Genomic DNA, 13410 nt, shown 5'->3' with positions numbered 1-13410 from the left:
AAATTCCACCCTTACTATTACCAAACTCACAAAACAGATAGGATTGCATCGAGTGAGTTTCCAAAGTAGTAAACGGAATATTCCAACTCAATAATCAGTTTACGACTTTTTAGTATTCTTTTACTCGTAGTGACAAATAATGCTTAAAATCAATCCGTTTATCAATCAGAGCATTCAACTACTTTGTTAATATGTACAAAAAAAGAAGAGCCTAAGCCCCTCTTTTGATTGAACGAAGTAAATCTTCTACTTCTTTCCGTTCCTTTATTACAACTCTGACACACTCATCTAGTCGCTCCATGATGACAGGTGTAGCCTTTACATGATGCAATTTCTTCGCGGTCTCTAATGAAGTTTTTACCCCTTGAAGAATGAAGAGTGCATGTTTCTCCGTCTTTTTGAATTCAACAAAAGATTGATGCCTTCTACCCCTTCTTATGAGTTTGTCGGCAAGGTGCCTTAATTTAATGAATTCTATAGAGATGGTATGGATCTTCATGCTCTTATCCCAATCCAATTTTACTCGCTTCATGCAGTGGGCCCCTCTCGTTTTATCACCAATCCATTGCCATCGCTCGTGATGTTTGTTTAATATCTCTCATCATCATTCTCGAAATATCCTTATAAGACGATTCTGCAATTGTCTTACCGTCAACTCTCAATACCTGTGGACGATACGCTAAAGAGTAAATGGCTTTTATTAATTCGGCCATTTTTTCGTCGGTGCCGTGATTACTTCCACTGCCCCTGTTATGTGGCGTTTTTCCTAAATTAAAACTTCTGTGTGTGTCGATTACACTTGGCATTGTTCTCGGACTAAACTTTCCAATCTCACCAGGCTCTTGATTGCCATCTGACAAAATCGGTGTTAAAAGTGACAGTTTCGGCAAATTAAACAATTTCGCCATCATCCCACTTACTTCTGGAATAGCGTCTTCAATACTGTCAGATATAGGACCGCCAAAATCAAGCTTATTCAGTGTTTTCAATGGTCCAACTTTAGCAGGTGAGAACGGTAGGAAATCCCTAACCTTACTCATTACGTTACTAATCGCACCCGTGACCTTACCCACTGCCGACTTGATACCATCCGCAACCATGCCAATGATGTTTGCTCCCGCATTGAAGAAGTCAGTTCCAACACCTTTGATGAAACTAAGCGCATCACTAAATCCGCCGGAAATAGCAGTTAATACATTGTCCATCTTTTCTTTGACTTTCCGAACAATCTCTTGGAACTGATCCCCAACTAATGCCACTAAACTTTTTAGTATAGTACCAAAGAATGTTTTGATAGCGTTCCAGATCGTTGTTATTAAACCACTTGCATTTTCCATCTGTGCTTTGATTGCGTTTTTCATACCTTCGAAGTCACCTGAAACGAGTGCTTTAAGGAATGCCATGACATTATTAAATGTATTCTTCCAGTAATCGAGTACCGTTGAAATGATTTTTTTAGCTAATTCGAGTGAGGCACTTATGTTGTCTTTCACATGGTTAAATGCAACCTTTACGCCCTCTGATATAGCTTTAACAACCACGCTAATCTTTTCACTCATATCTTTAAACCATGTAACTACGGCTTCGACTACGGTCTTCGTAATGCGTGTAATATCATCGCCCCACTTACGCCATATGAGGGCTAACCCTGCGATAACTACCCCTACCAACGCAATTGCTAGTGTGACAGGCAAGAATGCCAAAGCCGTTGCCGCTGCACTGGCTATAGCTGCTGTAGCTGATGCAATCCATGCCGGAACCATCGAACCTATAATGACTGCGACCATACCAACGATTGCTGGAATAACAATATCCGCATTTTCTTTTACTAACGTTCCGAACTTCTTGACCCATTCAACGACTGTCCCGAATCCTTCTTTAATTCCGTCAAATAACGACATGAACGATTCTTTGATTCTGTTTAATAGTTCGGTATTTTCGCCCGCCCATTCAGATATCGAAGTGACAACATCACCGATTGCATCAATCGCTTTTGAAAGCCATTCAACCGCCACACCGATTACGTCTGAAATCACTCCAAACACTGTTCCTATTACAGCCTGTATGGTCGGCATATTCGCTATAATAAAATCAGCAAACTTTGTTATCATCGGCATGAACTGTACGCCGATTGCCGCAATAGCCGTTTGAAACGAACGTTGTAATTGGTCTATTGTATCGGTAAATGCTACTCCGGCATCTATGGCATCGTCACCTAGTATAAGTCCTAAATCATGTGCTTGTTTCTTCATATCCTCTACGCTACCAGCCGCACCGTTTAGGAGTGGCATCATTTCAGCACCCGAACGACCAAACAGATCGTTTGCTAGTTTAGCTTTTTCAGTACCTTCTTCCATACCTTGGAGAGCAATAACCGCTTCATTGAATACAGTCTCTTGGTCCTTAACTTGTCCATTTGCATCCTTAACACTAATGCCTAACTTTTTAAACGAGTCTGCACCTTTACCTGAACCCGCTACGGCTTGGTCAATGGAGTTAACCATCGTTTTGAATCCCATTTGTAACTGCTCAACAGAGCCGCCTGATTGGGACATAATGAAATCCCACTCTTGAAATCCATCACGTGACATCCCTATCTTCTGGGAAAGCTTGTCTATACGGTCAGTAGTTTCCGCGGAACTTGTGGCCATCTTATACATTCCGGCCCCTGCGGCTAATGCTCCAGCTCCGATTGCCGCACCCCACTTAGCGGCTGTTTTAATGCCTGCTCCTAACTTCGTACCAAGGCCATCCGCTTTATCACCCGTCTTGGATATGGATTTATCAGCGTCTGAGTTATCTATAAACACCGAACCCACCAATTTGAATAGCTCTACAGTAATCGCCTTCCTTTCTCATTTAAAGTTTTCATAGGAAATCAATCCTCCCCTTCCGCGTTCACATATTCTTCTTCACTGATTAAACCCGCCGCCCTATTTTCATCGTTAACCGCTGATAAATATTGCCCTTGGATTTTCCTTATTTCGTCAATGTTGTTATATACGGAATTTCTCAATATGTTTCTTGCTGGTTGACCGCTTGTGCCTAATTCAGATTTTGCTCCGTACCATGTATCATGGGAAAAACCTATTTGAGCGCCAGTTTCCCACCTTGCAACCTTAAACTTAACACCCGAGTATGGTCTTTTCGCCCCTTTCATACCAGGTAACTTTTTTAAATCATCAATAATTCTTTTACGAACGAACTTTGCTGAATCGCCTAACGCACGTCTTGATAATTCGTGAATCGTATACTGTACCTTGTCCACGTTAGAAATAAATGTAACACCGTTTTTATTTACCCGAGTAACCGATTTTGGCATAGCCATTTCACTTCACCTCCTTTCTGTTTTTTAAATTACATATTACTTTTTGTACATTCACCCCCTTTACTATTCGTTTTCTACACCCATCAAATCAGGGAGATCATCGAATGAAAGTTTCACTGGTTGTTCGATTTCCACACGTTCACCAACAATGATTTCGAAATCTTTTCCTTTTTCTAAACATACACCGTGAACCGTCATACCCGGTTTGAAGTGGATAAATCCATTTACTCCTTTGTGAGCCAGAGCAATAGGCGCGACGTGCTTTACCATTGCTATTTGTTGTGATATCGTTTCCCGAGAGTCCTTATAATGGAAAACATATCTTCCTGTTAACTTTTTCATATTTTCTTCATTCAGCAACGCCAAATCTTTCTTTTGAAACGATAAAGCGTAACTTGTAGTTTTACCGTAGAAGTATTGTGCTATTGTCGATTTAGCTAAATCAGACTTCAATTCAACGTGGTACGGATAATAAAACAACGGTGTGCGGGACTCTTCTTTTTTTACTTCTTTATCAAAACGTTTCATTATTGTTTCCCTCCTAAGATGCGATCAAAAATAGATGGTTTATTAATTCCGTTTGGTTGCTTTGGTGCTGTAGCGATTTTCTTTAAAGCGTCAAATAACTTTTCCCCTTTTTCGTGTGCTTCTTTGGCGTGGATATGTTCAGCCGAAAATGATAATCCATTAGCGTGATAAAAAACATTATGAATATTATTGTCTTTTGTAATTTTTCCATCTAATAGAATATCAACTTTCTTACCTATTAATTTACGTTTTTCTAAACCTTCGATGTTCTGTAAAGTATTGATTAATGATTCTTCTAAGCCATTCACTACCTCTAGTAGAAGCTCTTTTTGCCTAGCTATTTCTAAGTCAATTTGTTCCTCTTCGTGAACGCGATTAAAAGCAATTTTATTCTGATACTTTTCTGGAATAGCGGGAATCACATCATTTCCGTGTTTTATTTCAAACTCAAGGTCTTTTATCATGTTATTAAGTGCGTCGAAACTTTCACGCGATGATGCTGTTTCTAGGGATTCTTTTGCAATTTCTAGCTTTCTCTTTTCTGACAATGAACGGTGGATATCTTCCTGGCGATCTTTCACAATTTGAATCACCTTTTCGGATTCTTTAAAATAATTACTAGCGTCAATTAACGGTGTCTTTTTCATTCATATTCCTCTTTCCGTTTATAGTTTTTTTAGTAAAGCTTTGCAATTTTGTTTTTCACTTCTTGTTTCTTCATTTTCTCCTTGTCTTCAAATTGCAGAATCTGTATATTAGTTTGTTTTATCTTTGCATCGAGTCTCTGTATACGAGCCTGTCTGTCCCCTGTGACTTGCCCGTTTCTCTGTCCGTAACTTTGCAATATATCTCACCTCCTTTTTTACATTAAGTCATTTGTTGAATATGCTTTTCCTTTTTTATTTGGTTCTACTGGTGAAGCTTTCAACCCCAGAGCATCTAAAACTTTTAGCATTCTGTCATTAGTCTTATGCAGGTCGTTTATTGATGGATTCGATTTTGGGCCATGCATACCGGGGATCTTTATTCCAACATTTTCGATGTCGTCCACAAGAGAATTTTTCAAGTCCCATAAGGAAAGATAATCCTGTACCAAATCCGTATATTGATTTCCTGTTATTTCTTTTTCATCAAGCTGGTCCATCAAGTCTTTTTCAATTCTTTTTCTCAAGGCATCATGTTTTTTTTTAGCCATTTTATCGCTCCCTTCATTTTGCATATTTTACCAAATCACTATTACGCGCGTGTTTAAGAATAAATCTGAAGAGAAGAATCCCCTTCGGTCCTTTGGGTTAAAAATAAGAAGCTGGATTATTTGACGGGGGGCCTATTGTCTACGAGTGTTTAACTTCTCGCCGCTGATGATCCGCATCACGTTTCTTTTTAATGTGATGTTCCTTCTTCAACTGACTTTCTAATCTTTTCAATATCCTACGCGCTGACTCCACTCGCTTATCAACTGAACTCATTTGGCACTTATATTTAATCGCCACGTCGTTCCCCCTTTAGAAAACCATTGATTGTTGTAAGTGATCCGCATACTCTTCTGGTGTCATGTAAATGAACTGGCCACTGATTAGATACTGTATCTTGTCGAACTCTTCTCCTACCGTTGTTGCAATTGGTTTTCTAAACGATTGAGTTTGTTCCTGATACTTTTTAAAATCAGTTGTCGATTGTTCCGTCCGTTGCTGTTCGAAACGTCTTTCTTCTAGGTCGAGATGCTTTTCAATTTGGGAAAGTAAACGACTGATTATTTCGGGTCGTACAGATTTCTTTTTCTCAAAGTATCGAATCATAATAAGTTTGTCGTTTCCATCCACCCATTTCAACAATTCTTTCCAACGGACAGAACGATCATATTCTTTATGAATTTTTCTTTCGTATCGTTCCTTTGCCTCAATGATCCTAATCGCTTGGGAATCTGTCGCTGGATTATTACCACGGACTTCTAGCTGGTCTAGTTGAACCGATGGGTATATGATGCAAGAATACAGTTCTTCATGAAAATCAATCCTCAACTTCTCCAACCGTTTTGCTCTTGTAAGCGCTTGTGCTAAATGGAATAGTTGCCACTCGTCTATGTTTCGAATCCTCACCACCTCCAGGTTTTCAGTTAGGGGCACAAATGTCTGTTACACCCAGCCGATTAATTTGGCTGTATCTTCCATTAAACCTTCTCTTAACCTAGCAACCTTGAACCTCGATGTAATCAACTGGTCTGCTATATTTTTTGAGTCTATAACCTTAACGTTTGAATCAAAGTATCCTGTTTCGATAAAGTCCCTCATAAGACCATCTGAACCGTTGTACAGTGTTTCAATTGCAGATGTAATGTTTTTGGTGCTGTGGTTTTTCATTGAGTTTTCATTCTTTTCTTTCACTAACTTCGGGTAATTCAACCAATATGATTCTAGTATCTGGTAATCGTGTTTTTCTAATGTGTTATGCCACACGTTTTACACCTCGTTTTATGAAAAATAATAAGTAGTAGGGCCTGCGGATTTTCTATGTGTTTTTAATTTGTCACCAATGACCTGATAATCTTTGATCGAGTTTTCTTTCTCGTTTTGCTTCAAGTTCATTATGGTAATAACGCTGTTTCTTTCGAGCCGCTTTCTGAAATTCTTCGGGATCTCTTTCATAATCAATTATTTGCTGTAAATATTGATCTTTGTATTTGGCGTTATTCGAATAATTCCAGTCGAGAAACAATTCATATTGCATCGGATAAACTAGGTATTTCACTCTTTCACAATGAGCCACCCGGTACTCGTTGTTACCGACTTTCCAATGATGTAAATGCTTTCTTCCACATATCGGACAACTGGCAATACATGAACCGACATTTCCGTCTGATTTTCGTTTGAATAACGTGACAGGTATTTTTGGTATGAAGTGTTCAATCTCGTAATCTGTCATTCCGTTAAATTGTTTGTGCATTTCTTCCAATTTTAGTTGGCGGTTCGTTTTCTTCTTTTTCATTTTTATATCTTCCTTTTATGTGAATGTAATGTAGTAGGGCCTGTGGCATTTTATTTCCTCTTTTCTCTTTGTTTTTAGTAGTTATTTCTTAAAGGTAGGACATTTGTAGATTAAGGTAGGACAAAGTAGGACATTTTTTTATGATTGTCCTACCTACTTAGCCCCGTGGTTATCGTGTTTCCATAGTGTGGTAGGACAAGTAGAACGTTTTACGGGAGAATACCTCCATATATATATAATCTTTTAAAATGCGAGGTGTATTCTTTCTTCTTCTTACGTAGTATTATTTTTGTCCTACTTGTCCTACTTGTCCTACTACCTCAGTCAATCCCTTATCCCTTATGGGTAATCGAGGTAGGACATTTTGCAATTTCAATAATAATTGTCCTACTTGTCCTACCACTTCATTTCTTTCAGTATGCGTACCGTTCTTTTTGAGTTGTAAAATCATAACCTAATTCTTCAACAACACTTGGATATATGGCTACGCCCATATAGTTCTCACCACAATGTTTATATTGTCCTGAATCGGTTTCTTTTCCCCTCTTCATATGGGGAACTGAAATTCCACGCCTTAACCATTCTTTTCTAATTGCTAGATTTTCAGTTTTTAGAAATTCTTTCAAATAAGAAGGTAATAAAATTATAGTATTGTCCCTATAGATCGCCTTGATAGCTCCCCCACGTGGAATATACTCCCCGTATATGGCTAATCTGTCTGAATCTAAATCAGATAATACTAACTCCAACATCTGCATCGGTTTATCTATTGCTGTATTTTCTCTAACCATTTCATCAAACAGGTCTGTCAAATCGTTTAGATTTACATCCATATTAAACATTTTGTTTAGACAATCGGCTGTGAACATTAATGCCGAATAATGCCGGGCAATCCTAGAAAGTACTTCGTTCCCATTGGATTTCTTCTGAAAATGCTCATTGAAGTTTTTATAATTTGGTATCAGAAGTTCTTTCCTTTCTTTCCACTGTTCCAAAAACTCAATCCCAATTGCTCCATGGTTATCCTCCATAGCTTCATAGATTTCATTGAAGAACGTGTATTCAGCATCATCGAAGGGTAGTCCGGTTATGGGCAATACACGAGCAGCGGCTCCCCCCGCTTCTGTCGCAAAATCGACTAACGATGTTTCACCATTCGAAATCATGAGATTGTTCCATGTATATTCAGTTTGAGTACCTGTAAGAGATCCCCGGCCTTTACTACGACCACCCGAAAAGTTATATATGAAGCTTTTCAAGTGTCGGGGATCAGCTTTTTGCGTATCATCAAGAATCAATGGAAAGCTATTAAGGAATGCTGCTTTTCGTTCTGCAGCAACCCTAGTAATATTCCACTCTCCCACGAGTTTATTAGTACCCCAAACACTAGCCGCAATCCTAGACACTGTACTCTTCCCCTTTGAGGTCGGGCCGCTCATATCTATGATGAAAGGGGATAACTTCAAATCTTTCAATATGACAGATGTGAACGAAGCTAATACCATCAGAACGGCTTTTGGATAAACTCTGATTCTCTCAAACACTTCTTTAATCCATTCATCGGCTGTACCAACTGATTTGAATGCGTCTACGGTCTGCTGGTCGCCAACGTCTGGTGGTAATATCTTAATGCCATCGCTCATAAGAGGATGTACAAAACCGCCTTTAACATGCCCTAAACGTTCGACCAGTTTTCCTACCGGCAAATCATTGAACAATATAAATCTGTCGAAATATTGTATAAGTTCTCTGGCGTTGTTATCTGTTACTGCCAATGACTTATCAGCCAATAAAAGTATTTTTGACCTTGTTGCAACATCTCCCGCTGGCACTGTTTCGCGGTATATCCTTCCGTTACTATCCCATTGTATTTCATGGTGTAACTGCGATTTTTCCACGTTTGAAAATGATTGTGAAATGATTGGAAATTGACGGCATATCATTATTGGAACTTCTATTTTATTATCTCCGCTGCCTTTTTCGACCATCTTCTTCAATAGACCGTTTTCTTGAAAGTACGGCACAGGTACTTTTACTTGTTCAGCCACTTCTGAACCTGTTCCATCGTCTAAATGGATTTCAAACTTTTCATAAGGTTGTCTTACTTCTAGACCTGCGCCCAAAACTGATTGAATAGTAGCGTCTACCTCGCTTGAGTCCATGGGCGGGTTCGTAAAATAAGTGTTTACAAGATGCCCTATTTTTTCCACCATTACAGGAGTTACATTTTCACCGCCAAATGCTCGCATACTGAACAAAAATTTATTCATCGAGTCATTGCGTCCACCTTCTTCAAATGGGAATATAGGAAAGTTCGGAACATCTTCTTTATTGAATGAAGGCTTATATAGCGTTTGTAAGAAGTAAGGCACTTCATCAAGTTCCCCATCGGCTGTATGTACAATAGATCTTGCTTCTGTTGTACTTGTCGGGAATACTATCATTCCCCCAGCTGTACGATAATCTGGTTGCACACCTAACGCTGTGACCTCTTTAACTCGATTTTTGATAGTTACATCGCTTGGACTTTTAAAGATGAACTGAAAGCCGTTAGGCGTTTGTATAAGGTGGAACTTATACCTTTCTTCTTTCAATAGAGTAAAAAGCATTTTACCAATTGCATGACCGTTCATTATTTCATTTTTCGTTTTGTCTTTAATACCATCTATATCGACTACACAATAATTTTGATCTAGAGCCGCACCAATCCAACCACGGTTTCTAATGTGATTGTTAACTTCATTTTCTGTTGGGGGAATGTATGTTTCGAATGTTGTATGTCCATTCTTCGCATTCAGACCCCACCCTGTTGAAACGGGCGCTTTCGCTTTTGTATAATCAGTGTTCCCGGAAGAATATCCTTTGACTAAAAGGATTTTTGCACCGGGTAGGTACTTCTGAACTTCGTTATTTAAGTTGACCGAATCGGGTTTTTCATTTATAATTGGTCTATCTAATAATTGTTTTGTCACAAGGTTAATTCTCCTTTCCGTTTTGATTTTGGCTATTATTGAAATGGTCACAAGTAGCAACCTTTTTCACTGTATAAATGCGTAGGGCCTGTGTAGGGTTGTATACTTGCAAACTTTCCCCCTTTTCCAACGTTGCCGGAAAAACAACGCTTGTCGTTGCATGAAATTTAGAAACTAACTTATACTTAAAATAGAATGCTTTATTATGCGACCTTCGTCTTGCCGGACGATGGTTTTTTATTGTCCAATTCCATAATTTCTTCAAACATTTCATGATGGATTTCAAACGCTTTTTGATGAAACTCCCCAAGCTCACGCATCGTATAACGCATTAAGTCCTGCAACATTTGAACAGTCCGATGATCGTCCCGAAAGCGAGCCTGTATTTCATCATCCTTCCTGTTATCCATGCCGACCCTTAGGTTGTCCAAGGTGACTTTTATGTTCTGTAGAGTTTCGAGACTACATCCGATACCTCCCATTTGACAATCCATTTTGTGAGTGAGATCTTCCAATTTTTTATTTCCCATTTTGATTTCCTCCTTGATTTCGTTTTCCATTTCGCTTTCAGGTACTTCTGCAAAGTCCTCAAGAACTTCATTCATCGTCTGGTTGTTCAAGATAATCAACTGCTCCATAATCAACCCGTTAAGCTGTATTAAGCGTCTATTGCGGCGGTTCGCTTTGTAAATATCTGTTTCCGATGCAACGGCTGTATTTTTCGACCTTACAAATGATTGATGTTTAGCTATCTTTTCGTATGTCATTTAATAACCCTCCCCTTCTATTAGCGGACTGACAGGACAACCAAACAAACAACGATTGTCCATGCCGCATAAATCCCATAAAACCATGCTGCATCTGACGGGTGAATTTCTTTACTACCGAAGAAGAAAATATTCAATCGGCTCATTCGTTTGTCCCACCGTTCTTTAACCATTCGATTATGGTTGGTTTGTAAAACAAAATCTTTCCTCTTACACGTACGTGGCTGATTTCGTTGAGTCTGCACATAGTGTATAAAGTGGTTCCGGACACACCTATGAATTCTGAACACTCCTTGATAGTCATGGTCTGTCTTTCTACGCCCTCTATTTCTCTTGCGATTGCCATTATTGTTTCCTCCCTCTTATTTTTAATCACTTTTGATTACACATTGATTACTTATGTGATTAACAATAGCATACACTCATTCGATTTAGATTGCAACCATTTTTATTTACTTGTATACTTTTGTGATTAAAAGTGAGAAGATAGGTGAAAGATAATGAAAAAGGGGGAGTTATATTTGAAAGAAATAAGTGATTACGGAAAATTACAAAGAAAAATAAGAACTGACGCTAAAATGTCCATCAGATTATTAAGTGAAAAGTCTGGTGTTTCTCATTCTTATTTATCCCAAGTCGAGAATGGAACACGTCCCGCCCCTTCACCTGATGTGCTTAGTAAAATAGCAATTGCGTTAAATTACGATTATTTTTCACTATTACGGACTGCCGGCCACATGACAGTCAATACAACACCAGATTATTTAGAACCCACTTTCATTTTCACTATGATTAAAGAAATACCAAATGAAGACAAAAAAGATTTTTTATTTCGATTCCGGGAAACTGAAAAGAATAAGGATGCACCCAATGCGAACAACCTCGAGCGATTAGATTTCCTCATCAATAGCGAGGATAGCGAAGAGGAAATAAATGAATACTTGTTATCAAACTTCAGATTTTATGCCGGTCCTAGCGATTATTTAGCTTTGTTGAGGGTTTATAGAAATATGACCCCAAAGGAAGTAGCAGAGTGCTTGTACGAAGTGGGAGTTGATGAATATATAGAAAATGAAAATAATTTACAGATGGATTCTCCGTTCTTAAAAAAGTGGGGGAAAGTGCTGGGCCTTGCCTTAGGAGTCGATGACCTTTCCCTGTGGTTAAATAACCAGGCTGGGATTGTACTTTCTCGCGTTGAAAAAATGTTCGAAGGTATAGGTGGCAGACGCGAGCAAAAATTAAATGTCTCTTTTGAATACCCTAGATGGGAATGGGCCAAAGGCGATAAACCTTATGAAAAAGTTGAAAAGGAAATATCCCAAGAAGAAGCGAAACAACGTTTTCTATATCTTGAAAACCTACTAACTATGAATGAAAATATTTACTTCAATAAGAAAGCATTAACCGCCTACCAACGCCAACAACTTTTAAGCATCGCTGGAATTATTTTCAATGTAGGAAATGAAGAAAATAATGAGGAGTGATCCACAATGAAAGAACCTCGTAAACGTAATGATATGAAAGGAATACGAAAACGAAGTGAAAAGACCTACCAATTCACTGTAAGCACCGGCAAGGCTTCCACTAACGATTACGGACGCAAATTCAAGACGTATGTCGTCACAAAAAAGATGACCCCCAAGCAACTGGAAGACCATCTTAAACATGAGTATTTGAAGTTTAAAGAGGAAGTATTATCTGGGGAATATATCACACCCGAAAAAATGACGTTCACGGCTTTTGCCGAAGAGTGGAAAGAAAAGTTTGCTGAAAATGAATTATCCGAAACAACTTATATTGCTCATTTGTCCAGGTTAGATAATCACATAATTCCGGTTATCGGCCATCTATCCATGGATGGAATACGCCCCATGATGTTGGATTCTTTATTATTAAATTTGACTAGAAAAGATGGGACAGACAAGCCGCTTTCCAATTCTTCAAAAGAAGACATTTTCAAAACTTTGAAAAGTATTTTCAAGTTTGCCAAAAATAGACGCATAATTAAAACAGATCCCATGGATGGTTTGAGTAAGCCAAAAAATAAGAATGAAGCAAAAAGAGTGGTCAACGTATACGAACCCGAAGAAGTCACTGCCCTATTCAAAGCCATAGGGGATGAACCATATCACTGGCGTGTGTTCGTCGTCCTAGCCCTCACTGGTGGACTTAGAAGAGGTGAATTGTTAGGCCTCGAATGGTCAAGCGTTGACTTCGAAAACAGTCGCATTGATATTAACCAAACGATAGTTAAGGGACGTAATGGGCCATTAATAAAAAGCCCTAAGACTGAAACGTCTGAAAGGCTTGTGTCACTACCTGTATCTGTTATGGACGAGTTAAAACGTTACCGGGTGCATTGGTTAGAGGAAAAGTTAAAGATGGGTGACAAGAGGACTGAACGTGAAAGAGAATGGTTATTCTGTAATGAAGACGGGACTCACTTCTCTCCCGACACTCCAGGCAGATGGTGGCGAAGATTCGCAGAAAGATCAAAGTTTCGTTATATTCGATTGCATGATTGGCGACATACTTCGGCTACGTTATTAATCGCTCAGGGCGTTCATGCAAAAATCATATCGGAACGGTTAGGACATTCTAATATAAAAATTACTATGGATACTTATGGTCACGCTTTACGTTCTGCTGACCAAGCTGCAGCGGATACATTTGAAAGTCTGTTCAAAACTGGCGAAGCGATTAAATAAATTTGACGCAAATGTGACGCAAAACTTGACGCAAAACGTTTATAATTGGTTGTAATGACAACTAAACAAGAACCTATAAAGCCTATACCAAAGGCTTTGCAATCATTTCGTTATATACA

Annotated in this window: 17 protein-coding genes; 2 read left to right on the top strand and 15 right to left on the bottom strand. The window is 38.8% G+C overall.

The genetic code is table 11. The features are described 5' to 3' along the window. Positions 1 to 211 precede the first annotated feature (211 nt). The 15 genes from ACP8HH_RS04740 to ACP8HH_RS04670 form a co-directional block, all read right to left on the bottom strand. Positions 212 to 532, bottom strand: coding sequence for a hypothetical protein (locus tag ACP8HH_RS04740; protein ID WP_438316558.1), 321 nt, complete (start codon positions 530 to 532; stop codon positions 212 to 214). Between the two features lie 22 nt (positions 533 to 554). Then, complete coding sequence (locus ACP8HH_RS04735) at positions 555 to 2810, bottom strand: phage tail protein (protein ID WP_438316555.1); 2256 nt, start codon at positions 2808 to 2810, stop codon at positions 555 to 557. Positions 2811 to 2878: 68 nt separating this feature from the next. Further along, entirely contained in the window at positions 2879 to 3328 is a 450-nt protein-coding gene (locus ACP8HH_RS04730; RefSeq protein ID WP_438316552.1) for a hypothetical protein, read from the bottom strand. A gap of 63 nt (positions 3329 to 3391) precedes the next feature. After that, complete coding sequence (locus tag ACP8HH_RS04725) at positions 3392 to 3856, bottom strand: hypothetical protein (protein ID WP_438316550.1); 465 nt, start codon at positions 3854 to 3856, stop codon at positions 3392 to 3394. Then, the gene (locus ACP8HH_RS04720; RefSeq protein ID WP_438316547.1) at positions 3856 to 4503 is read right to left on the bottom strand and encodes a hypothetical protein; all 648 of its coding nucleotides are present in this window, start codon (positions 4501 to 4503) and stop codon (positions 3856 to 3858) included. The genes ACP8HH_RS04725 and ACP8HH_RS04720 overlap by 1 nt, the downstream gene beginning before the upstream one ends. A 29-nt stretch (positions 4504 to 4532) precedes the next feature. After that, the gene (locus ACP8HH_RS04715) at positions 4533 to 4700 is read right to left on the bottom strand and encodes a hypothetical protein (RefSeq protein WP_438316545.1); all 168 of its coding nucleotides are present in this window, start codon (positions 4698 to 4700) and stop codon (positions 4533 to 4535) included. 18 nt (positions 4701 to 4718) lie between these two features. Beyond that, entirely contained in the window at positions 4719 to 5051 is a 333-nt protein-coding gene (locus ACP8HH_RS04710; RefSeq protein ID WP_438316542.1) for a P27 family phage terminase small subunit, read from the bottom strand. 139 nt (positions 5052 to 5190) lie between these two features. Next, positions 5191 to 5325 (bottom strand): hypothetical protein, encoded by a 135-nt coding sequence (locus ACP8HH_RS04705; protein ID WP_438316539.1) that lies wholly within the window; start codon positions 5323 to 5325, stop codon positions 5191 to 5193. A 36-nt stretch (positions 5326 to 5361) separates the two neighbouring features. After that, a complete protein-coding gene (locus ACP8HH_RS04700; protein WP_438316537.1) occupies positions 5362 to 5955 on the bottom strand; it encodes a hypothetical protein in 594 nt (197 codons plus the stop codon). 36 nt (positions 5956 to 5991) lie between these two features. Then, positions 5992 to 6240 carry a hypothetical protein gene (locus ACP8HH_RS04695; protein WP_438316534.1) on the bottom strand — a complete coding sequence of 83 codons (249 nt, stop codon included), beginning with the start codon at positions 6238 to 6240 and terminating at the stop codon, positions 5992 to 5994. Between the two features lie 142 nt (positions 6241 to 6382). After that, positions 6383 to 6841, bottom strand: coding sequence for a hypothetical protein (locus tag ACP8HH_RS04690; protein ID WP_438316531.1), 459 nt, complete (start codon positions 6839 to 6841; stop codon positions 6383 to 6385). 413 nt (positions 6842 to 7254) lie between these two features. Next, positions 7255 to 9813, bottom strand: coding sequence for a DUF927 domain-containing protein (locus tag ACP8HH_RS04685; RefSeq protein WP_438316528.1), 2559 nt, complete (start codon positions 9811 to 9813; stop codon positions 7255 to 7257). A 203-nt stretch (positions 9814 to 10016) separates the two neighbouring features. Further along, a complete protein-coding gene (locus ACP8HH_RS04680; RefSeq protein WP_438316525.1) occupies positions 10017 to 10580 on the bottom strand; it encodes a hypothetical protein in 564 nt (187 codons plus the stop codon). Positions 10581 to 10600: 20 nt separating this feature from the next. Further along, positions 10601 to 10726 carry a hypothetical protein gene (locus ACP8HH_RS04675; RefSeq protein ID WP_438316522.1) on the bottom strand — a complete coding sequence of 42 codons (126 nt, stop codon included), beginning with the start codon at positions 10724 to 10726 and terminating at the stop codon, positions 10601 to 10603. Beyond that, positions 10723 to 10926 (bottom strand): excisionase family DNA-binding protein, encoded by a 204-nt coding sequence (locus ACP8HH_RS04670; protein WP_438316519.1) that lies wholly within the window; start codon positions 10924 to 10926, stop codon positions 10723 to 10725. Before ACP8HH_RS04670 ends, ACP8HH_RS04675 begins: the two co-directional genes overlap by 4 nt. Before the next feature lie 175 nt (positions 10927 to 11101). Here ACP8HH_RS04670 and ACP8HH_RS04665 point away from each other — a divergent pair, with 175 nt between their 5' ends. Together ACP8HH_RS04665 and ACP8HH_RS04660 are read left to right on the top strand one after the other, a co-directional pair. Then, the gene (locus ACP8HH_RS04665) at positions 11102 to 12067 is read left to right on the top strand and encodes a helix-turn-helix domain-containing protein (protein WP_438316516.1); all 966 of its coding nucleotides are present in this window, start codon (positions 11102 to 11104) and stop codon (positions 12065 to 12067) included. Between the two features lie 6 nt (positions 12068 to 12073). Then, a complete protein-coding gene (locus ACP8HH_RS04660) occupies positions 12074 to 13291 on the top strand; it encodes a tyrosine-type recombinase/integrase (RefSeq protein ID WP_438316513.1) in 1218 nt (405 codons plus the stop codon). The last annotated feature ends 119 nt before the right edge of the window (positions 13292 to 13410 follow it).

Origin of the sequence: Sporosarcina sp. FA9 (genome assembly GCF_051550205.1) — a bacterium.
Classification (GTDB): Bacteria; Bacillota; Bacilli; order Bacillales_A; family Planococcaceae; genus Sporosarcina.
The sequence above is the reverse complement of the archived record's forward strand: the minus strand, read 5'-3'. Positions and strand labels throughout refer to the sequence as shown.

Coding starts and splice junctions, on each gene's coding strand:
- ACP8HH_RS04740 (WP_438316558.1), bottom strand. CDS start 532: ATGAAGCGAGTAAAATTGGATTGGGATAAGAGCATGAAGATCCATACC.
- ACP8HH_RS04730 (WP_438316552.1), bottom strand. CDS start 3,328: ATGGCTATGCCAAAATCGGTTACTCGGGTAAATAAAAACGGTGTTACA.
- ACP8HH_RS04725 (WP_438316550.1), bottom strand. CDS start 3,856: ATGAAACGTTTTGATAAAGAAGTAAAAAAAGAAGAGTCCCGCACACCG.
- ACP8HH_RS04720 (WP_438316547.1), bottom strand. CDS start 4,503: ATGAAAAAGACACCGTTAATTGACGCTAGTAATTATTTTAAAGAATCC.
- ACP8HH_RS04710 (WP_438316542.1), bottom strand. CDS start 5,051: ATGGCTAAAAAAAAACATGATGCCTTGAGAAAAAGAATTGAAAAAGAC.
- ACP8HH_RS04705 (WP_438316539.1), bottom strand. CDS start 5,325: ATGAGTTCAGTTGATAAGCGAGTGGAGTCAGCGCGTAGGATATTGAAA.
- ACP8HH_RS04690 (WP_438316531.1), bottom strand. CDS start 6,841: ATGAAAAAGAAGAAAACGAACCGCCAACTAAAATTGGAAGAAATGCAC.
- ACP8HH_RS04680 (WP_438316525.1), bottom strand. CDS start 10,580: ATGACATACGAAAAGATAGCTAAACATCAATCATTTGTAAGGTCGAAA.
- ACP8HH_RS04675 (WP_438316522.1), bottom strand. CDS start 10,726: ATGAGCCGATTGAATATTTTCTTCTTCGGTAGTAAAGAAATTCACCCG.
- ACP8HH_RS04670 (WP_438316519.1), bottom strand. CDS start 10,926: ATGGCAATCGCAAGAGAAATAGAGGGCGTAGAAAGACAGACCATGACT.
- ACP8HH_RS04660 (WP_438316513.1), top strand. CDS start 12,074: ATGAAAGAACCTCGTAAACGTAATGATATGAAAGGAATACGAAAACGA.